General features: G+C 56.4%; 19 protein-coding genes. 5 read left to right on the forward strand and 14 right to left on the reverse strand.

Annotated elements, in window-relative coordinates; translation table 11 throughout:
* Nucleotides 1-423: 423 nt before the first annotated feature.
* From CUN67_RS27205 to hycA, 14 genes are all read right to left on the reverse strand, one after another.
* Nucleotides 424-1,437 (reverse strand): HoxN/HupN/NixA family nickel/cobalt transporter, encoded by a 1,014-nt coding sequence (locus CUN67_RS27205; RefSeq protein ID WP_208718569.1) that lies wholly within the window; start codon nucleotides 1,435-1,437, stop codon nucleotides 424-426.
* 4 nt (nucleotides 1,438-1,441) lie between these two features.
* Nucleotides 1,442-3,679 carry a carbamoyltransferase HypF gene (gene hypF, locus CUN67_RS27210; RefSeq protein ID WP_208718570.1) on the reverse strand — a complete coding sequence of 746 codons (2,238 nt, stop codon included), beginning with the start codon at nucleotides 3,677-3,679 and terminating at the stop codon, nucleotides 1,442-1,444.
* Between the two features lie 45 nt (nucleotides 3,680-3,724).
* Nucleotides 3,725-5,875 (reverse strand): formate dehydrogenase subunit alpha, encoded by a 2,151-nt coding sequence (gene fdhF / locus CUN67_RS27215; RefSeq protein WP_208718571.1) that lies wholly within the window; start codon nucleotides 5,873-5,875, stop codon nucleotides 3,725-3,727.
* Nucleotides 5,876-5,889: 14 nt separating this feature from the next.
* Nucleotides 5,890-6,441, reverse strand: a complete 552-nt coding sequence (gene hydN / locus CUN67_RS27220; RefSeq protein ID WP_208718572.1) for an electron transport protein HydN — start codon at nucleotides 6,439-6,441, stop codon at nucleotides 5,890-5,892.
* Between the two features lie 379 nt (nucleotides 6,442-6,820).
* Nucleotides 6,821-7,498 (reverse strand): hypothetical protein, encoded by a 678-nt coding sequence (locus CUN67_RS27225; protein WP_208718573.1) that lies wholly within the window; start codon nucleotides 7,496-7,498, stop codon nucleotides 6,821-6,823.
* A gap of 186 nt (nucleotides 7,499-7,684) precedes the next feature.
* On the reverse strand, nucleotides 7,685-8,161 hold the full coding sequence (gene hycI, locus CUN67_RS27230; RefSeq protein ID WP_208718574.1) for a hydrogenase maturation peptidase HycI: 477 nt from the start codon (nucleotides 8,159-8,161) through the stop codon (nucleotides 7,685-7,687).
* Nucleotides 8,154-8,564, reverse strand: coding sequence for a formate hydrogenlyase maturation HycH family protein (locus CUN67_RS27235; RefSeq protein ID WP_208719549.1), 411 nt, complete (start codon nucleotides 8,562-8,564; stop codon nucleotides 8,154-8,156). Before CUN67_RS27235 ends, hycI begins: the two co-directional genes overlap by 8 nt.
* Nucleotides 8,564-9,328, reverse strand: coding sequence for an NADH-quinone oxidoreductase subunit B family protein (locus CUN67_RS27240; protein WP_208718575.1), 765 nt, complete (start codon nucleotides 9,326-9,328; stop codon nucleotides 8,564-8,566). Before CUN67_RS27240 ends, CUN67_RS27235 begins: the two co-directional genes overlap by 1 nt.
* Nucleotides 9,325-9,870 (reverse strand): formate hydrogenlyase complex iron-sulfur subunit, encoded by a 546-nt coding sequence (locus tag CUN67_RS27245; protein WP_208718576.1) that lies wholly within the window; start codon nucleotides 9,868-9,870, stop codon nucleotides 9,325-9,327. Before CUN67_RS27245 ends, CUN67_RS27240 begins: the two co-directional genes overlap by 4 nt.
* A gap of 12 nt (nucleotides 9,871-9,882) precedes the next feature.
* Entirely contained in the window at nucleotides 9,883-11,592 is a 1,710-nt protein-coding gene (locus tag CUN67_RS27250) for a hydrogenase large subunit (RefSeq protein ID WP_208718577.1), read from the reverse strand.
* An 18-nt stretch (nucleotides 11,593-11,610) separates the two neighbouring features.
* Nucleotides 11,611-12,537: a respiratory chain complex I subunit 1 family protein gene (locus CUN67_RS27255; protein WP_208718578.1), complete on the reverse strand. Its 927-nt coding sequence runs from the start codon at nucleotides 12,535-12,537 to the stop codon at nucleotides 11,611-11,613.
* 9 nt (nucleotides 12,538-12,546) lie between these two features.
* Entirely contained in the window at nucleotides 12,547-14,355 is a 1,809-nt protein-coding gene (gene hycC / locus CUN67_RS27260; RefSeq protein ID WP_208718579.1) for a formate hydrogenlyase subunit 3, read from the reverse strand.
* A complete protein-coding gene (locus tag CUN67_RS27265) occupies nucleotides 14,352-14,957 on the reverse strand; it encodes a 4Fe-4S dicluster domain-containing protein (RefSeq protein ID WP_208718580.1) in 606 nt (201 codons plus the stop codon). The genes hycC and CUN67_RS27265 overlap by 4 nt, the downstream gene beginning before the upstream one ends.
* Before the next feature lie 88 nt (nucleotides 14,958-15,045).
* Nucleotides 15,046-15,498, reverse strand: a complete 453-nt coding sequence (hycA, locus tag CUN67_RS27270) for a formate hydrogenlyase regulator HycA (protein ID WP_208718581.1) — start codon at nucleotides 15,496-15,498, stop codon at nucleotides 15,046-15,048.
* Nucleotides 15,499-15,705: 207 nt separating this feature from the next.
* Here hycA and hypA point away from each other — a divergent pair, with 207 nt between their 5' ends.
* The 5 genes from hypA to hypE are packed head-to-tail and all read left to right on the forward strand — an operon-like array spanning nucleotide 15,706 to nucleotide 19,303.
* Entirely contained in the window at nucleotides 15,706-16,068 is a 363-nt protein-coding gene (hypA, locus tag CUN67_RS27275; RefSeq protein WP_208718582.1) for a hydrogenase maturation nickel metallochaperone HypA, read from the forward strand.
* Nucleotides 16,061-16,924, forward strand: coding sequence for a hydrogenase nickel incorporation protein HypB (hypB, locus tag CUN67_RS27280; RefSeq protein ID WP_208718583.1), 864 nt, complete (start codon nucleotides 16,061-16,063; stop codon nucleotides 16,922-16,924). The genes hypA and hypB overlap by 8 nt, the downstream gene beginning before the upstream one ends.
* The gene (locus tag CUN67_RS27285; protein ID WP_208718584.1) at nucleotides 16,915-17,175 is read left to right on the forward strand and encodes a HypC/HybG/HupF family hydrogenase formation chaperone; all 261 of its coding nucleotides are present in this window, start codon (nucleotides 16,915-16,917) and stop codon (nucleotides 17,173-17,175) included. Before hypB ends, CUN67_RS27285 begins: the two co-directional genes overlap by 10 nt.
* Complete coding sequence (hypD, locus tag CUN67_RS27290; RefSeq protein WP_208718585.1) at nucleotides 17,175-18,296, forward strand: hydrogenase formation protein HypD; 1,122 nt, start codon at nucleotides 17,175-17,177, stop codon at nucleotides 18,294-18,296. Before CUN67_RS27285 ends, hypD begins: the two co-directional genes overlap by 1 nt.
* Nucleotides 18,293-19,303 (forward strand): hydrogenase expression/formation protein HypE, encoded by a 1,011-nt coding sequence (gene hypE / locus CUN67_RS27295; protein WP_208718586.1) that lies wholly within the window; start codon nucleotides 18,293-18,295, stop codon nucleotides 19,301-19,303. Before hypD ends, hypE begins: the two co-directional genes overlap by 4 nt.
* Nucleotides 19,304-19,390: the final 87 nt, after the last annotated feature.

Consider the following 19,390-nt stretch of genomic DNA (forward strand, 5'->3'; position numbering starts at 1 on the left):
GGCCCTTCTGGATTTAATCCACGCGCCACCAACAATCTACCCAGAGCCCCGAGACAGACGCAAGTCCCTCTCGGGGTTTCGCTTTTTCTAGCGCATTTACAATGCACTCAACCTCAACATTCTAGCCTGATTCCTTCTGTTAAGGAAAGACACCGAATCTTTGCGTCAGCTACTGGAAAATGCCTGAATTTCGTCGGTTATCTCCCCACAGGATCTCAACCTGTTGTATTGCGAGAACAAAACAATCGGGCTTAGTTCTGCCAGGATCAGTCAAAAAAACGAAGCGGTCAGTAAATAACCGCCTCTTTCCCGGCCCCCACAGGGCGCAGCGTGACAGGATTTATCCACAGGGTTTTGGGCGGGATATGCACCCTGAATGTGGACAACATAAATGGGCGCTGATAACCCATTGAGCCGAAGAATCTATAAAAAATCATACCCTTTCCAGCGGTAGTTCAGCATCGAAACCACCCAGCTGGCAATAAACAGCCCCACCACGACAAAACCCGCATTGCCAAGGTTATCGTTGAGTGCACCAACCCAGTTCCACACACCACCCTGCATCCCGAACTTATCCGCCAGCAGGCCCAGCGCTTCGAGTCCGCCGATAAACAATGCAGCAACCACTGAGGTGCCGGTAATGGTCATGTTGTAGTAAAGCTTGCGCTGGGGTTTGTTGAATGCCCAGCCGTAGGCATTGACCATCAGGATATTATCGAGGGTATCCACCAGCATCATGCCGCTGGCAAACAGTACCGGAAAAACCATAATCGACCAGATTGACATACCGGAAGAGGCGCTGGCGACTGAGATACCCAGCACGCCGATCTCGGTGGCGGTATCAAAACCTAAACCAAACAAAAAGCCCACCAGATACATATGCCAGCTTTTATTCACCATCTTAAAGGCTGAATTAAACAGCCAGCTCATCATGCCGCCACCGGTCATTTCGAGGGCATCGGCGGTGAGCACTTCACCACGTTTCCATTGGCGGAAGTTGCGCCAGACGCTTTTCAGGATGACCAGATTCACCAGCGCCATCGCCAGTAAAAAACAGGCAGAGACGGCGGTACCGATCACACCGCCAATTTGGTGAAACCAGCCCATGTTGTTCTGAAAGGCAGCCGCGGTGGCAGCAATCGCCAGGGACGCCAGGATAACGATGCTGGAGTGTCCGAGTGAGAACCATGCGCCAATACCAATCGACCGTTTGCCCTGCTGCATCATCTTGCGGGTGACGTTATCAATAGCGGCGATATGGTCCGCATCGACGGCGTGGCGCAGGCCGTAGCACCACGCCAGCAGACTGGCGGCCATCAGCGACGGGCTGTGATGAAAAATCATCAGCGCCCATGCCCAGGCGGCAAGATTGGCGATCACCAGCAGCGCCAGTAAAACGCCTGCGCGCGAGTTAATCAGGGGATGAGGTAAACGCATTATTTTATCCTTGTGGGTCTGTCATCAAATGGGCAGCGGCAATCAATGCCTGGCCGAGCGAAAGAGCACTGTCGCCAGCAGGCAACTGTGTCGGGAAGAAAACCTGAAAATCAGCGAGGTAGAACGCCAGACGGGCGCGCATCAGGCGGTTGTGCATCACGCCGCCACAGCAAACGATGGTGCTAATGCCCTGTATCCTGGCGTGATGGCGCGCAAGATTTGCCAGCCCCTGTGCCAGTGCGTCATGAAATGCCCATGCCCGCGCCGGGACGCTACTCTGCCAGCCGAGCCATTGCTGCCAGAAGGTCGCCATATCAGGCTGATCATCAACCAGAGGTAAGGTGACAGGATGCAGGCAGGGACCGTGATCGAGCGCCAGCGTCTCCAGCAGACACGCCGCCTCGCCTTCATAACTTTGCTGCCATGGTGTGCAGCCGAGTGCGGCCGCCACGGCATCAAACAGACGGCCGCAGGAAGAGGCGAGGGGAGCATTGATGCGGCGCTTGATCGCCTGCGCCAGCGGTTGCCAGTTCTGCTGACGTATCACAGTAGTTTCAGGATAGCGTTGCCAGTCCGGCACAAAGGCTTCGCACTGCGCCAGCAGGTTACGCCACGGCTGGTGGGCCGCCAGGTCGCCTCCGGGCAGCGCCACTGCGGGCAGGCCGCCAAGATGCAGGCAATCACGATAATCCACCCGCAGGCATTCGCCGCCCCAGAACTGTCCATCCGCGCCGTAACCAATCCCGTCCAGCGCCAGCGCGATGACGTTACCGCCGTTCAGTGGCCAGTGATGTTCGGCCATGCAGGCGGCGGCGTGGGCGTGGTGGTGCAAAACTGTCGTCAGCGGCAGCGCCATTTCCCGTCCCAGCTGCGCACTGCGCCAGGCTGGATGGGCATCGATAGCGATCCGCTGCGGCACGAATTGGTAGATCTCACACATCAGGTTTAATGCGTGCCGCCATTGTGCTTCGCTACCATTTTGCGTCAGATCGCCGAGATATTGACTCAGCACCGCCTGCCCACCGCGTGCCAGGCAGAAGGTATTTTTCAGATCGCCACCCAATGCCAGAATGGGCGGCAGAGTGTCAAAGCCGGGTGGGAGGGCGAGGGCATCCGGGACAAACCCCCTGGCGCGCCGCAGCATCTCACCGCTGGTGCGCATCACGGAATCGTCCATACGTTGCAGGATGGGGCGATTATGCAGCAGCCAGCCATCGGCAATATCCGCCAGTTCGGTCAGTGCCTGTTGGTTATCGATGGCGGGCGGCAGACCATTCAGATTGCCGGAGGTCATGACCAGCGGGCCGCCAAAATCCTGTAGCAGCAAATGTTGCAGAGGATTGGCGGGTAACATCACGCCGATTTCGTTGCGCCCCGGCGCGATGGCGCTACTCAACCCCGCGATGGCGCTGCGCTCCAGCAGGACAATGGGTGCCGCTGCCGAGGTGAGATGCAACAGTGCTGACGCGGGCAATCCTTGCGTATCTGCCACCATCACTGCGAAGGGCTTTGATGGTCTGCGCTTGCGCAAACGCAGCCGCTCGACGGCAGCGTGATTACGCGCATCAACCGCCAGATGGAAACCGCCCACTCCTTTGATCGCCACGATCTTTCCGGCAACGAGCATGGCAATCGCCTGTTGCAGCGCATTTTCACCCACCAGACGTTGGTCAGCGCTGTGCCAGTAAATGTGTGGCCCGCAATCCGCGCAGGCGACGGGCTGGGCATGGAAGCGCCGGTCCATCGGGTTGTGATATTCATCATGGCAGGCAGGGCAAAGTGGAAACGCCGCCATCACGGTAGCGGGGCGGTCGTAAGGCATGGCTCGAATGATGGTGTAACGCGGGCCGCAGTGGGTGCAGTTAATAAACGGATAACGGTAGCGCCGGTCACCCGGGTCGTTCAGTTCGCGCAGACACGCCGGGCAGGTTGCGGCATCCGGGGTAATCTGGGTATCCATGACGCTCAGGTCGCTGTGGCGGATGGTGAATCCCTGCGGAGGGCTGGTCCAGCGCATCAGTTGCTGTTCCACGCTATCAATCCGTGCCAGCGGCGGGCAGTGTTGATTAAGCGCGGCGAGGAAGGTGTCGGGGGGACTTGCCAGACGCACCAGCACCCCCGCACCGTCGTTGCAGACGTCACCACGTAGTTGCAGCCTTTGCGCCAGCTGCCAGACATAAGGACGGAAACCCACCCCCTGAACTTTGCCGCGAATACGTAACGCGACGCCGTGGTCAGACATATAAAGATCCCTCATTTGAGGGATCTTTCGTTGGCAGAAGACGCATTACGCTTCTGCCGCTTCACGCAGTCGCGCTTTCATCTCATTGTAGGTGGTCTGAGCATACATCTCGGCCCATGCCTGATCCTCAATGGCGCTGACATTCACCGCGCAATACTTGGTTTCAGGCGTTTTGGAGATGGGGTCGAGATTATCCTGAGTCAGTTCATTACAGGCCCCAATCCACCACTGATAAGTCATATATACCGAGCCCTGATTGATGCGTTCATTGACGTCGGCACGGCTGATCACCTTACCGCGTCGTGAACTGACCCATACCAGCTGACGATCGGTGATACCCAGGGCTGCGGCATCTACCGGATTGATCTGCATAAAGCCCGGTTCATCGGCCAGCGTCTGCAATGCGGCGCAGTTGCCGGTCATGGAACGACAGGAATAGTGGCCGACTTCGCGTACTGTGCAGAGCACCAGCGGATATTCCTCATCCGGTACTTCTGCCGGTGCGCGCCATTCGGCAGCGAACAGTTGGCCTTTGCCGGTGGGGGTGTCGAACTTGCTGTCTTTATACAGATACGGTGTGCCGGGATGATCCAGGGTTGGACACGGCCACTGCACATGGCCCATATCGCCCATTTTTTCGTAGGTCACACCGTAGAACAGCGGACACAGCTCGCGCAATTCGTTCCAGATCTGTTCGTTGCTGTCGTAGTGCATCGGGTAGCCCATCTCGGTGGCGATCAGGCTGATGATTTCCCAGTCACGTTTGACGTTGTATTGCGGTTCAATGGCTTTTTCAAAACGCTGGAAGCCGCGGTCAGCGCAGGTAAACACCCCGCCGTGCTCACCCCATGAAGTGGCAGGCAGCAGCACGTCTGCCACTTCGGCGGTTTTGGTCATAAAGATGTCCTGGACCACCACAAAGTCGAGCGCCTCAAAGCCCTGGCGCACCAGGCCTAAATCCGCTTCGGTCTGCAGCGGGTCTTCCCCCATGATGTAGTAGGCTTTGACCTTACCTTCCAGTGCCAGATGGGGCACTTCAGTGATGCGCACGCCGACTTTGTCATCCATCACCGCCGGATTAATGCCCCAGGCGTTGGCGAATTTGGCCCGGATGGCCGGGTCGACCACATCCTGATAACCAGGGAACTGGTTGGGCAGCACGCCCATATCGCAGGCACCCTGCACGTTGTTCTGTCCGCGCACCGGACCCACGCCGACGTTTTCCCGGCCAAGGTTACCGGTGAGTAGCGCCAGGCTGGACAAGCCTTTCACCACATCCACCGCCTGGCCGAACTGTGTGACCCCCATGCCCCACATAATGGTGGCGGAAGGCGCTGCGGCGAAGGTCCGCATGGCCTGGCGTACCTGCTGGGCAGGGATGCCGGTAAGATGTTCGACGTCTTCTGGTGCGTAGCCTTTCACCATTTCGCGATAGGCTTCCAGCCCTTCCGCGTGTTTGGCTACGTATTCTTTGTCATAGAGTTGTTCTTCCAGCAACACATGGCCGAAGGCATTCACCAGCGCCATATTGCAGCCGTTTTTAATTTGCAGATGTTGATCGGCAATACGCGCGGTTTCGATGCGGCGTGGGTCGCAGACAATGATTTTGGCGCCGTTGCCTTTGGCTTTAATCACACGACGCGCCACGATGGGATGCGAGTCAGCGCAGTTATAGCCGACGATCAGCAGGCATTTTGAGTTTTCGATATCGCCGATGGAGTTACTCATCGCCCCGTTACCCAGGGTGACCTGTAATCCGGCGACGGAAGGACCGTGGCACACGCGGGCGCAGCAGTCGACGTTATTGGTGTTGATCACGGCACGGGCAAACTTCTGCATCACGAAATTGGTTTCGTTACCGGTGCCCCGTGACGAGCCAGTGGTCATAATGGCGCGCGGGCCGAACTGCTGTTTAATGTCTTTGAGGCGTTTTGCCGTGTAGCTGATCGCTTCTTCCCAGCTGACTGGCTGAAGTTTGCCGCCTTTTTCATAGCGGATCATCGGCTGGGTCAGCCGTGGGGTGAGCAATTTGGTGTCGTTAAGAAAATCCCAGCCGTAATAGCCTTTCAGGCACAGCTCATTCTGGTTAGTCACGCCATCAGCCGCTTCGGCGCGCAGGATTTTATTGTTTTCGACAACCAATTTCAGTTTGCAGCCTGCACCGCAGTAGGGGCAGACGGTAGTAATTTTTTTCATCAGCAACAGGCCTGTTAAAAGTTGAAAGTTAGTGATGCGGCAGCATCTAACGCCGCACGACGGCGTTTTTCTGCGCTCATCTGTTCGAGCCTGTTACGATCGACGCACAGGATGGCATTGGTCGGACAGGCTTGCAGACACGCCGGGCCGGATTCACGGTGGTAGCAAAGGTCACATTTATTGGCCTCAGCTTTCTCCGCCATCACGTTCAGTCCGGCGCCGCTGTTACGGATCACCGGCCGGACCACCACTTCCATCGCGCCGTAGGGGCAGGCGACCACGCAGGTTTTGCAGCCAATGCAGCGTTCCTGCATTACGTGGACAAAGCCCTGATCGCGGCTAATCGCACCGTTCGGGCAGGCGTTGGCGCAGGGAGCGTCTTCGCACTGACGGCACATGGTGGCGGTTGAGATATTCACGCCTTTGATGACGTGAATGCGCGGCAGGAAGGTTTGCGGGGTAAGCGCGGAACAGTCCTGGTTTTCCTGATGGGACACGACACAGGCCACCTCACATGTACGGCAACCAATACACTTGCTTGAATCGGCAATGATGAAACGGTTCATCAAAAACTCCTGCATTGAACTTGTTATTCAAAGGAGCTATTCATAAACCGTGCCAGGTTTTTAGTGCTTAAAAATCAGATGGTTAGTTTGTTGGTGGGGAGAAGTGTCGGTGACATTGACACTTTTGACGATGACATCTGTGGCGAGATGACAGCTGAACAGGTTGATTAATGCACAGTTATTTATTTCCAGTATTTCCTGATAATGATGAAATCAATAATGAAAATTACCACTGTGAATGTCGCCGTGGCTCCCCAGGCATATTCTGGCCAGATGTCATACAGGGTTGAGCCAAATATTACTATTAAAGTCAATGGAATCCAGACACCCAGGATTGTCCATATTAAGTCCTTAAACCGTGCTTTTAAAAACGCCCTCATTAATTCTCCAGTAGTTTTCCCAGGTCATAGATTGCTCCATCCACATCACCGAACCAGGGATAACTGATGCGTTTGAATGCGGGTTCTATAAGAAAGTACATCATCTCAAGACGCTGCCTATATAATAGCTGGTAGTAGAAATTTGCAGAGTTTTTTAATCTATTCGCTGCGTCTGCCGCTTCCTGAACGATACCATAAGCACTTAAAGCGAGTATGGAAATTGTACTGGTTTTTCCTATTAATGGATTGTGAATTTTAAAACTCCACGCTATTGATCGCGAAATACTAAGTGATAGAGCAAGAGTTGTAGCTTGATTGGTCGAGAAACGAGAACCTCCTTTGGAGAGAGTTTGAATGAGTTTTTTGATATCTCTTTCACCCAAACCCCTCAGCCTTTCATCAACATAGATTTTAATCATGTCCAATATAATGTCATTCCGATTTAATAACTCTTTCACTCCAGCTAAAAACCTTAGATCTTCTTCTTTTAATTTTGAACAAACATCCTGGTAATTTTCGGTAATACAAGAAGTGTACCAGGTAAGGCGCGCTAAGCCTTTTTCTAGTTGATTGATTTGTAGGGTAATATTTTCTGCTGCGCCTTTAATTGCATCATGGAAACGAAGTGCTAATGCTTCATCTGACTGGATTTTATTAATTATCATTTTATTGTACATGTTATATTCCTTTATAACTAAGTCATGTAATCCTCATGAGCGATATGATTGCTGTGAACAATTAATCAAAAAAAGTGCGGATAACTTCGATGGGGGTTATGAAGTTAATCCGCCTTGTATTTATACGCAACAAATATTTTCTTATCTTAAAAACCGAATTCAGATTAATCTCTGAAAGTAATAAATTTAATAAGAAAAATCAGTCTCCTCCAGCGCCATAAACCCGCCATTTCCTTCCCAACCTTCCAGCCTCTGATACACCTCAGCCACGGCGTTTTTTACCGCCTCCGTCATGGGATAACTGAAGCCAACAATATCCGGCTGGATACCGATAAACACCACTTCGCCGACATCGTCCTTCAGCTGATCAATCAGAAAGTTAAGCGGCATATTATGGGTGGTCATCATAAACATTTCGGCGATATCGTCCGGGTCGATCACCCGGATTTCGCCGGCTGGCAGCAGCATGTCGGTGGCATCGACAATCAACAGCAGCTCCGGGCGTAATTCGCGGATGGCAACCACGTCGTTTTCCGGTGCGCTGCCACCGTCGATCACTGTCCAGCCGCCACGTGGGGCGGTGCGACATTTTTCCGCCAGCAGCGGGCCTGCGCCGTCGTCGCCCATCATATTGTTGCCAACGCAAAGTAAAACCTTAGTCATAGCGCCTCCTGACCATCAGATAAATGGCCGGTTCCTGTTGAATGGCCTGTAGCATGTCGAGCAGCGCCTGGCTCCAGCGCTGCTGCGGCGGGGTTTGTCGGGGACGGGCAGCATCAAACGCCTGCGCCAGCATCACGACATGGCTGTGGTCGATAACGATTTCACCGTAGCGCGGCACGCCGTCCATTTTGCGTTTTGCCGTACTATCAGCCGGTAATGTGGCAATCCATGCCTGATAAGCCTCCAGCGGACACACCAGGCTTTCTTTCAGGCAGTCAATCACCCCGAGGTGATGGCCAATCGCCAGGCTGTAATAAACCACCTGCTGCGCATCCGTTGGTGTGTGGTCATTTTCATCAATAAATTTCCGGCTGAGCTGGCAAAACACCACGGATTCGCTCATCACACGCGCTCCAGATGCACCAGGTTTTCCAGGCTGGCGACGATCTCGGTCAGACGCGGATCGTTTTCTTCCATCAGCCACTGCTGAACCGCTTCCGTACCCGCCGTCAGTTTGATGATGTAGTTGTCAGCAATCTGGCGTCCATAGCGATAGCCCGCCATGCGGCGGGCGGCCCGGTCAATACGCACGCGCAGCGGCTGAACCAGCTGCGGATGCAACAGCTGTGCGGGTTGCAGGTCCACGTCACTGGCCGGACGTGCATGGATTTTCTGCTCCAGCAGGCCGAGAGCCATCGCAAAACCGTACAAGGTGGCGGCGGGGGTAGGCGGGCAACCGGGAATATACACATCTACCGGCACGATCTTGTCGGTGCCGCCCCAGACGCAGTAAAGATCGTGAAAAATGCCGCCACTGTTGCCGCAGGCACCATAGGAGATGCAGATTTTCGGGTCGGGCGCGGACTCCCAGGCGCGCAGCGCAGGTGCACGCATGGCACGGGTCACCGCTCCGGTAAACAACAAGATATCGGCATGGCGCGGTGAGGGAACCACCTTGATACCGAAACGTTCAGCATCAAAAATCGGTGTAAGGGTAGCGAAGATCTCGATTTCGCAGCCGTTGCAGCCGCCGCAGTCCACACGGTAAACATAGGCGGAGCGTTTGATTTTTTTCAGCAGCGACGCCTTCATGCGCGCAATGGACTCTTCCACTGGCATCGGTAGTGGTTGGCCCTGTTGATCGCGCGGACCGAGTAAATTATTCATCCGGTAATTCCTCTCAACTGGCGGGTGACCTCAATGCGTCCGGATGAGACCAGGCTGTGCTGGCGTTTACATTCCGGGCAGGTTTCGAAGGCGGCGCGACGGGTTTCTGCTCGGGTATCGCCGTTGTGCTGCAACAGCGCGATGGCGTAATCGATCTCTTTCTGCACGGCGAAAGGACGACCACAGTCGCGGCAGTGGCATAACGGGAAGCGCGCCTGTTGAAGCAAATCCGCTTTATTCCACACCGCCAACTCGTACTGCTGGGAAAGCCGGATGGCGGCCGTCGGGCAGACCTCTTCACAGCGACCACAGAAAATGCAGCGGCCGAGGTTAAAGCTCCACGCCAGCTCTCTGCTCGCCAGATCGGTTTCCACGCTTAACGCATTGGAAGGGCAGGCGTTCACGCAGGCGGCGCAGCCGATGCATTGCTGTGAATTATGCTCTGGCTTACCACGAAAATTGCTATCCACGCTGACGGGTTGCAGCGGGTAAGCGGTGGTGGCGACCCCGCCGCTGAGGGCTTTTTTGATAAAGGTAAACATGGTGGCTCCGGGCTATTTCAGCGGCGAATGGGTGCGCTCAATGCTGTAGCGCTCCAGTTCTTTGTAGGGCACGACCCTGGTTTTCTTGCGGCGCACATCCACCACCGTCATGCGGTCGGTACAGGAGTAGCAAGGGTCGAGGCTGCCGATAATCAATGGCGCGTCAGAAACCGTATTGCCACGCAGCATATAGCGCAGGGTTGGCCAGTTGGCGTAGGTTGCCGCCCGGCAGCGCCAGCGATATAGCTTCTGGTTATCGCCGGTCATACTCCAGTGGATATCATCGCCGCGCGGCGCTTCAGAAAAACCGAGGGCAAAGCGATGGGGTATATAGGTAAAACCCTCCACCGCGAGGGGGCCGCCCGGCAAATTATCGAGACCGAAATCAATCATATTCAGCGCGGTAAACACTTCATTGATGCGCACTTTCAGGCGTGACAGCACATCACAACCGTCGAGGCTGTTGATCTGCATCGGCAGCAGGCCGTAGCCGACAAAGGGGTGATCGACCCGGGTATCACGGGCATGACCGCTGGCGCGGACCATGGGGCCAACGTTACTAAAATCACGGGCGATTTGCGGATCGAGGCGGCCAATGCCGACGGTACGTGACTCAATATTGGGGGTGCTCAGCAGAATATCGGACAGATTCTGCACCTCACGGCGCATCTGCTGTGCCAGCTTACGGGTCTGGATCATGTCGTCTTTCAGCAGGTCGCGACGAATCCCGCCGATCAGGTTCAGGCCGTAGGTCTTGCGCGCGCCAGTCAGGATTTCCGCCATCTTCATCGACATTTCACGCACCCGGAAGAACTGCATAAACCCGGAGTCAAAACCGACAAAGTGGCAGGCAAGGCCGAGATTCAGCAGATGGCTGTGCAGGCGTTCCACTTCCAGCAGAATGGCGCGGATCATCTGGGCGCGTTCCGGCACCACAATCCCCATGGCGTTCTCAACCGAGGTGGTATATGCGGTGCTGTGGGCAAAGCCGCAGATGCCGCATACGCGGTCAGAAAGGAATGTCACCTCGTTGTAACCCATGCGGGTTTCCGCCAGCTTTTCCATGCCGCGATGGATATAGAACAGACGATAATCGGCATCAATAATGTTCTCGCCATCGACAAACAGGCGGAAATGACCGGGTTCATCGGAGGTGACGTGCAACGGGCCAATCGGCACCACATTGTTCTTGCTACTGCCCAGTTCATTGATGAACTCATAGGTTTCGCGGTCGGTGGTCGGGGCTGGACGCTGGCGATAATCCATGCTGTCCTTACGCAGCGGATAGAGATCGTCCGGCCAGTCATCTGGCAGCACCAGACGGCGTTCATCCGGCAAACCAATCGGTTGCAAGCCATACATATCGCGCACTTCACGTTCGCCCCAGACGGCGGCAGGTACGCGTGGTGTCACTGACGGAAACTCAGGCTTATGGGCATCCACCAGCACCCGCACGGTGATCCAGCATTTGGTGCCACGTTCCATCGAAAGCACATAGTAGAGCGCGAAGCTGCCACACAGCGGGCGTTCATCATTACCGAACAGCACCGAGAGCCAGCCTCCCTGCTGGTAATACAACCACTCGACGATTTCCGGCAGCATGCCGAGTTTGACGGTGACGGTGATTTGATCACGCGTCTGCCAGCTTTCCTCGAGCACCGCGTGAGGAAATTGCTGATGCAGTGCGGCGAGATAGTGTTGGCCAATTTTTTCTTCAGACATGGATAAAATTCTCTTTAATCACGCCGCCAGCAAGGAGACGAAAGCTAAAAATGCAATACCAAAACCGGCCCAGGTGATGCGCGAGGTATCGAGCATCCGCAGGCGTGCCATGCTGTTTTCAAACAGCGCGATAATCAGCACTCCCGCCAGCAGCTTGACGATGGCCAGCAGTACGGCGAGTACCAGCCCGCCCCAGCTGAACATCATCATTTGTCCCCAGGGCAGAAACACGCCGACAAACATTTGCAGCACCACCAGCTGTTTCAGTGAGATGCCCCATTTCATGATGGCAAAGCCGGCACCGCTGTATTCAGAGAGCGGTCCTTCCTGCAATTCCTGCTCGGCTTCTGCCAGGTCAAACGGCAGTTTGCCCATTTCGATAAAGGTGGCGAAGGCACAGGCCGCAAGGGCCAGTACCAGCGTCAGGCTATGCGCGACCGGCCAGGTATGGAGGGTGAGGGCGATATTGCTGATATGTGTGCTGCCAGCGACCTGAGCGGCAACCCACAATCCGAGCAGTAAAATCGGTTCCACCAGTACGCCGAGCATCGCTTCACGGCTGGCACCAATGCCAGTAAACGGACTGCCGGTATCTAATCCGGCAATAGCGAAGAAGAAGCGAGCAATGGCGAACAGATAGATTAACGTGACGATGTCACCTAATGGCGGCAGTGGCGAGGCCAGAGTGACCACCGGCAGAGTCGTGGCGATGGTCAGCATCACGCCAACCATCACCAGCGGCATCAGGCGGAATACCCAGCCGGAAGCGGCAGGCGCTACGCTCTGGCGTCCCAGCAGTTTGCGCAGATCGCGATACTCCTGAAGCACGCCGGGCCCCCGACGATTATGCAGACGGGCGCGGGCCACGCGGGTGACACCAGATAGCAGCGGCGCGATAAAAAACAGCACCAGAGCCTGGATCAGGGCAAATAAAAACGTTGTCATGTTAGCTCCTCAGGCAATGACTGCGACCAGCAAAATCGCCAGTTCAATGAACGCCAGGCGACGGAAGCATCCGGCAAGCCACTCTCCACGCCAACCCGATATCCATTTGCCCGGATTCAGGGTGCGGCGCAGGCGCAGCAGCGGTGCAAAGGCGGCTTTTACCGGCTGGGCGAAACCTGTGGCGGTAATCACCATCGCCTGCTCATGATCGTAACCACACACCCAGGCTGCGCCGCGCGAACGGTTCGGTAAGCGGTCACCGCGCAGGATGATCATCAGGATGAATGGCAGCAGTGGGGTGGCGATCAATAGCAGGGCGATCATCGGCTGGGATAGCGAGGTTTGTGCGGTTTGCAGCGGCAGCGGAACAGCCTGCCGCAACAACGGCAGCAGCCAGGGCGCGGCGACACCGGCCACAATGCAGCACAGTGCCAGCACAGCGACGCAGAAATTCATCAGCCAGGGCGCGGCCTCAGCGGTTGCAGCCTGTGAGGTACGGGGTGCGCCGAGGAAGGTCACGCCATAGACTTTCGCCATACACATCACCGCCAGCGCACCGGTAATCGCCAGCCCAACGGCCAGCAGCGGCCCAATCAGGCGAGCAATAAACGGTGGCAGGCTGCCAAGGTGGAAGAAAGCCTGATAGATCACCCATTCCCCGGCAAAGCCATTCAGCGGCGGCAACGCTGCCATCGCCATCAGACCGGTCAGCATCGCCAGTGAAATCAGCGGCATCCGCTTGCCGATCCCACCGAGTTTTTCAATATCGAGATGACCGGTGCGAAACCATACTGCACCCGCGCCGAGCAGCAGCGTGGTTTTGAACAGGCTATGGTTGAACAGATGGTACAGACCACCGGCCATGCCGAGTGCCGTCAGCACCGGTTCGTTAAGCGCCATCCCCGTCAGACCACAACCCAGCCCGAGCAGGATAATGCCGATGTTTTCCAGCGAGTGGTAAGCCAGCAGGCGCTGGATATTGTGTTCCATCAGCGCATATAGCCCACCGATAAACGCCGTCACCATGCCCAGCACCAGGATCAGCACCCCCCACCACAGCGGCAGAACATCACTGAGTAGCGAAAAACTCATGATGCCGTACAGTCCGATCTTCAGTACCACGGCAGAAAACAGCGCCGCAGCCGGGGCCGGAGCATTGGCATGTGCCAGCGGCACCCAGCCGTGCAGCGGGATAATGCCCGCCAGCAAACCAAAGCCGAGCAGCCCGGCAATCAGCACCAGCGGCGAAAGCGGCGTACCATGCAGCGCGAGGCGTAGTTCGCTAAAGCTGAGGGTGCCGTATTGCTGCCACAGCAGGTAGCAGGCCAGCACCAGTAACAGGGTGCCGAGGCGTCCAAGGGCAAACCACAGCTGGCCGGACTGGCGGCAGCCGGTGAGAAAGTAGCCTGCCAGTGAGACGATCTCTGCCATCAGCACCAGGGTCGCGAAGTTATCGGCCACCAGTGCGGCCACGCTGGCAGCAAGGATCAGATTGATCAGCAACCCGTTTGCCTTAATGGCGTGATGACGGTGCCAGGCGATGTTAAACAGCGAGATAAACAGGCCGCAGGCTGCCACCGTTACCAGCCACACCGCATTGAAAGCGTTGAGCTGCAGCTGCCAGTGCCAGAGGGTGGCGGTGCCGCTGAACCCGGTCAAACCCTGTATACCTGCCGCCAGCAGCAGCGCGCAACATAGCGCGCCGCCCGCTCCGGCAAGAAACCCGCTGAGCGGGCGGGCCGTGGCGGTGATCCCCGCCAGTAGCGCGCTGGCCAGCAAACCCGGCAGCGCCCAGTGAATCAGAACCAATGCATTCATTTTCTTGCCTCTGGCTGGCTGAACAGACTCAGGTCGCCGAGCGTCACCCCAAGGCTTAACTCGCGCTTGCGCTGACTGGCGATAGCGATGTCGCTGTTATCGACCAGGCGCAGTGCCTTGGTCGGACAGGTGCGTACACAGGCCGGGCCGCTTTCATCGAAGCTGCACAGATCGCACTTCACCGCCACGGCACGCACACCGGGTACCCAGTCCAGCAACGTGCTGACGCTGGCCGGGTCCGGGGGGGCCGGAGGGGCTTTGGTGCTATGGACATTGGCGGGAATATGCACCGGGCGGCTGCCGGAAAATTCAATGGCACCAAACGGGCAGGCAATGCCACACAGTTTGCAGCTGACGCACAGGTTGGCATTCAGCTGTATTGCGCCATCCTGCCGGGTGATGGCATTCACCGGGCAGACGCCAGCACAGGGCGCGTCTTCGCAGTGACGGCACAGCTGTGGGGCCGATTCATCCCGGTTGCGCATGACTCGCAGGCGTGGCTGGGATTGCAAACCTTGCAAGCGGTGTGCCTCGGCACAGGCCGCTTCGCAGGTATGGCAACCAATACATAATTTTGAATCAGCGATTACAAAACGGTTCACCAACAGGTTCCTCAGGTGACAGTCGTCATTTTTGACGAATCCATGCCGATATCCTGCCGCTTCGACAGTTTTCGACACCCAGCGTGACTCACACAACGGCGCGTTGCAGCTGCTCCAGCGACACCGGCGTGTTTTCATGCACCGCGAGATAAAGGCTGTCGTAAACCGGGCGGATCAGGTCAAGGTAATGGGCGAGTACCTGTTCGCGGTCGCGATTGCTGAAACGGTGGTCCACGCTGCCTTCTTCGTTAATGTTTGCTTTAGCAATCATGATGTTATCGCCACCCTCTGGCAGTTCGAGATGATACTCAATGCTGTGGCTGTTAAAGCCTTCGCCAGGCCGGATATGGATCACGAAGTGATCAAACAGGAAGAAGCGCAGTTCATCGTTCGGGCTGGAAGCCACGGTGTGATATAGCCTGGCTTTTGCCAGCGTAATCCCCTGAGTCAGGGTATTGCCGTACAGCTTCCACTGGGCCTGCAGGCGTTGATGCTTGTCGGCGATGTATTCTGCTTTTTCACTCAGTTCCCTAATGTCCATCTTTGTTTCACTCTTTATTGTGCTGATATCCCCTTAAGGCATGTTTCGTGCCATGTTTTTAACTTATTGTATTAAATGGAAAATAATATTTTCCCTGCCCGTGTTCGCCGAAAGTGACGTGTCATTTCGTCATCTTTGCCATCCCTGTGACGCTCTGCCTGGCATCGTCCTTGCATTACCCGCTTTAGTTAACCCCGGAGTTGAAACATGCACGAAATAACGCTTTGCCAGCGTGCAGTCGAACTGATTGAAACCCATGCGCGACAACATGCCGCCCGTCGCGTCACGGGCGTCTGGCTTGAGGTCGGTGCGTTTTCCTGCGTTGAAACCAGCGCGATGACGTTCTGTTTTGAACTGGCGTGCCGCGGCACGCTGGCAGAAGGCTGCGAGCTGCATCTTCATCAGCAGGAAGCGGAGTGCTGGTGCCATGCCTGTCAGGTATACGTCACCTTACTGACTCAACGGGTCAGACGATGTCCGCAGTGCGGTGGCAGTGAGCTGCGCATCGTGGCAGACGATGGTGTGCAGATTAAGCGGCTGGAAATTGATCAGGAGATAAATCATGTGTAGTACCTGCGGTTGCGGCGAAGGCAACCGGTATATCGAAGGGGATGAGCACAACCCACATTCGGCCTTTCGCAGTGCGCCTTTCGCGTCTGTTTCTCGCCCGGCGCAGCCCATCACTGGCGTGAAATTCGCCCCCTCGGTGGGTAAGCAGGGTGACCTGCATTATGGCCACGGCGTAGCAGGCACCCACGCGCCGGGTATCACCCAGCGCAGGATGCTGGAAATAGAACTCGATGTGCTGGACAAAAACCAACAGCTGGCGACTTATAACCGCGCGCAGTTCGCGGCACAGCGTCAGCTGGCGCTGAATCTGGTTTCCAGCCCCGGTTCCGGTAAAACCACGCTGCTGACTGAAACCTTGCTGCGGTTGCAGGGCCGTGTTTCCTGTGCCGTGATTGAAGGGGATCAGCAGACGGTGAATGACGCCGCGCGTATCCGCGCCACCGGTACGCCTGCGATTCAGGTCAACACCGGGAAAGGTTGCCATCTTGATGCCCAGATGATCCGTGATGCAATGCTGCGCCTGCCGCTGGCCGCAGATGGCGTGTTGTTTATTGAGAATGTCGGCAACCTGGTGTGTCCGGCGGGATTTGATCTGGGAGAACGTCATAAAGTGGCGGTGCTTTCGGTCACCGAAGGTGAAGACAAGCCGCTGAAATACAAATATATGTTCGCTGCCGCATCGTTGATGCTGCTGAACAAAATCGATCTGCTGCCTTATTTACAGTTCGATGTGGCGAAGTGCCTGGCTTATGCCCGTGAAGTCAATCCGGACATTAAAATCATCTGCCTTTCCGCGACCAGCGGTGCCGGAATGGATGAGTGGATTGACTGGCTGGAGGCGGAACGATGTGCATAGGGATCCCCGGACAAATTGTCGCGCGCGAGGCCGATGGTAGCGCCAGAGTGGATGTTTGTGGCGTACAGCGCGATGTCAATCTGGCACTGGTGGGAGAGGCTAGCGTTGGCCAGTGGGTATTGGTGCATGTCGGTTTTGCCATGAGCGTGATTGATGAAGCAGAAGCCCGCGACACCCTGGATGCGCTGCAAAACATGTTTGAGGTGGAACCGGACGTGGGTGCATTGCTTTATGGCGAGGAGCGCGGCTGATGCGTTATGTGGATGAATACCGCGATCCCGCCAGGGTGATGCAATTGATCGACAAGTTACAGGCCCGCGCACCGCTGCTGGCTTATAGCGAGCAGCGACCGCTGCGCATTATGGAGGTCTGTGGCGGCCATACCCACGCTATCTTCCGCTTTGGCCTTGACCAGCTGCTGCCGAAAAATATCGAGTTTATCCACGGACCGGGTTGCCCGGTGTGCGTGTTGCCGATGGGGCGCATCGATAGCTGTATTGAAATTGCCAGCCACCCGGAGGTCATTTTCTGCACCTTTGGCGATGCGATGCGCGTGCCGGGTAAGAACGGCTCACTGCTCCAGGCCAAAGCGCGCGGCGCGGATGTGCGGGTGGTGTATTCGCCGATGGATGCTTTGCAGCTGGCGCAGCAACACCCGCAGCGCAAGGTGGTGTTTTTCGGTCTGGGTTTTGAAACCACCATGCCTGCCACCGCCATCACCTTGCAGCAGGCGAAAGCGCAGGGGATCACCAATTTCTCCTTCTTTTGTCAGCATATCACCCTGATCCCGACGTTGCGCAGCCTGCTCTCTCAACCGGACAACGGCATCGACGCCTTTCTGGCGCCAGGTCATGTCAGCATGGTGATTGGTACGGCAGCGTATGATTTTATTGCTGATCAATTCAGTCGCCCGTTGGTGGTGGCCGGTTTCGAGCCGCTGGATTTATTGCAGGGCGTGTTGATGCTGGTGGAACAAAAAATTACCGGTCACAGCCAGGTCGAGAATCAGTACAAACGCGTGGTGCCGGATAGCGGAAATCTGCTGGCGCAGCGCGCGATGAGCGAGGTTTTTTGCCTGCAGGGTGACTCCGAATGGCGCGGGCTGGGGGTGATTGCGGAATCCGGCGTGCGCCTGACAGAACCTTATCGTCAGTTTGATGCGGAGGCCTTGTTCCAGCCACGACCACAGCAGGTGTATGACGATCCGCGTGCACGTTGCGGTGATGTGCTGACCGGACGCTGTAAACCCCAGCAGTGCCCGATGTTTGGCAGCGGCTGCAATCCACAAAACGCCTTCGGCGCGTTAATGGTCTCTTCCGAGGGAGCCTGCGCGGCGTGGTATCAGTACAGAAGTCAGGAAATTAATGCATGAAATCCATTGAATTAGCCCACGGCAGTGGTGGCCGGGCGATGCAGCAACTTATCGCCAGCCTGTTTCTGCGCGCCTTTGATAATCCGTGGCTGACGGAGCAGGAAGACCAGGCCAGGCTGGCCCTGAGTGAGCTGACTGCCCGTGGCGATCGTCTGGCGTTTTCCACTGACAGCTACGTTATCGACCCGCTGTTTTTCCCCGGTGGTGACATTGGCAAACTCGCCGTGTGCGGTACGGTCAATGACATTGCCGTCAGCGGCGCGCAACCGCGCTGGCTTTCCTGTGGTTTTATCCTTGAGGAAGGACTGCCGCTGGCGACGCTGGAACGCACGGTCGCCAGCATGGCGCAGGCAGCGCAAGACGCGGGTGTCAGCATCGTCACCGGTGACACCAAAGTGGTGCCGCGTGGTGCGGCGGATAAATTGTTTATTAACACCGCGGGACTCGGTGCCATTCCTGCCGGGCTGAACTGGGGGGCCACGCAGATTGCAGCGGGTGATGTCCTGATTGTCAGCGGGACTTTGGGTGACCACGGTGCGACCATCCTGAATTTACGTGAACAGCTGGGACTGGATGGAGATTTACACAGTGATTGCGCAGCCCTGACGCCACTGATTGCCCCGCTGGTGGCGATGCAAGGCGTGAAAGCGTTGCGTGATGCCACACGCGGCGGCGTAAATGCGGTGCTGCATGAGTTTGCTGCTGCCAGCGGCTGCGGTATGGAAATCGTTGAAAGTCAGCTGCCGATCGCCCCGGCAGTCCGCGGCGTTTGTGAGTTGCTGGGGCTGGACGCCCTGAATTTTGCCAACGAAGGCAAACTGGTGATTGTCGCCACGCGTGAGGCGGCTCCGGCGGTCATCACAGCGTTACAAAACCATCCATTAGGCCGTCAGGCCACCCTCATCGGTGAGGCTGTAGAACAACGTGGCGTCAGAATGACCGGCCTTTACGGTATCAGACGCGTCCTGGATCTGCCGCATTCCGAACCCTTGCCACGCATTTGTTGACCTAAACCATTAATTGTCCAATGAAGACTGAATAAACTTTGACTTTGATGAATAGTGGACGATATACGCGCCCCGTGTTTTTGCTGG

The organism is Pantoea cypripedii, from assembly GCF_011395035.1.
GTDB lineage: Bacteria > Pseudomonadota > Gammaproteobacteria > Enterobacterales > Enterobacteriaceae > Pantoea > Pantoea cypripedii_A.

Excerpts from the sequence above, each read along its gene's own strand:
- hypF (WP_208718570.1), bottom strand. The coding sequence starts at position 3,679 with ATGTCTGACCACGGCGTCGCGTTACGTATTCGCGGCAAAGTTCAGGGG.
- hydN (WP_208718572.1), bottom strand. The coding sequence starts at position 6,441 with ATGAACCGTTTCATCATTGCCGATTCAAGCAAGTGTATTGGTTGCCGT.
- fdhF (WP_208718571.1), bottom strand. The coding sequence starts at position 5,875 with ATGAAAAAAATTACTACCGTCTGCCCCTACTGCGGTGCAGGCTGCAAA.
- CUN67_RS27250 (WP_208718577.1), bottom strand. The coding sequence starts at position 11,592 with ATGTCTGAAGAAAAAATTGGCCAACACTATCTCGCCGCACTGCATCAG.
- CUN67_RS27245 (WP_208718576.1), bottom strand. The coding sequence starts at position 9,870 with ATGTTTACCTTTATCAAAAAAGCCCTCAGCGGCGGGGTCGCCACCACC.
- hycI (WP_208718574.1), bottom strand. The coding sequence starts at position 8,161 with ATGACTAAGGTTTTACTTTGCGTTGGCAACAATATGATGGGCGACGAC.
- CUN67_RS27225 (WP_208718573.1), bottom strand. The coding sequence starts at position 7,498 with ATGTACAATAAAATGATAATTAATAAAATCCAGTCAGATGAAGCATTA.
- hycA (WP_208718581.1), bottom strand. The coding sequence starts at position 15,498 with ATGGACATTAGGGAACTGAGTGAAAAAGCAGAATACATCGCCGACAAG.
- CUN67_RS27285 (WP_208718584.1), top strand. The coding sequence starts at position 16,915 with ATGTGCATAGGGATCCCCGGACAAATTGTCGCGCGCGAGGCCGATGGT.
- hypB (WP_208718583.1), top strand. The coding sequence starts at position 16,061 with ATGTGTAGTACCTGCGGTTGCGGCGAAGGCAACCGGTATATCGAAGGG.
- hypE (WP_208718586.1), top strand. The coding sequence starts at position 18,293 with ATGAAATCCATTGAATTAGCCCACGGCAGTGGTGGCCGGGCGATGCAG.
- CUN67_RS27240 (WP_208718575.1), bottom strand. The coding sequence starts at position 9,328 with ATGAATAATTTACTCGGTCCGCGCGATCAACAGGGCCAACCACTACCG.
- CUN67_RS27205 (WP_208718569.1), bottom strand. The coding sequence starts at position 1,437 with ATGCGTTTACCTCATCCCCTGATTAACTCGCGCGCAGGCGTTTTACTG.
- CUN67_RS27255 (WP_208718578.1), bottom strand. The coding sequence starts at position 12,537 with ATGACAACGTTTTTATTTGCCCTGATCCAGGCTCTGGTGCTGTTTTTT.
- CUN67_RS27235 (WP_208719549.1), bottom strand. The coding sequence starts at position 8,564 with ATGAGCGAATCCGTGGTGTTTTGCCAGCTCAGCCGGAAATTTATTGAT.
- hypA (WP_208718582.1), top strand. The coding sequence starts at position 15,706 with ATGCACGAAATAACGCTTTGCCAGCGTGCAGTCGAACTGATTGAAACC.
- hycC (WP_208718579.1), bottom strand. The coding sequence starts at position 14,355 with ATGAATGCATTGGTTCTGATTCACTGGGCGCTGCCGGGTTTGCTGGCC.
- hypD (WP_208718585.1), top strand. The coding sequence starts at position 17,175 with ATGCGTTATGTGGATGAATACCGCGATCCCGCCAGGGTGATGCAATTG.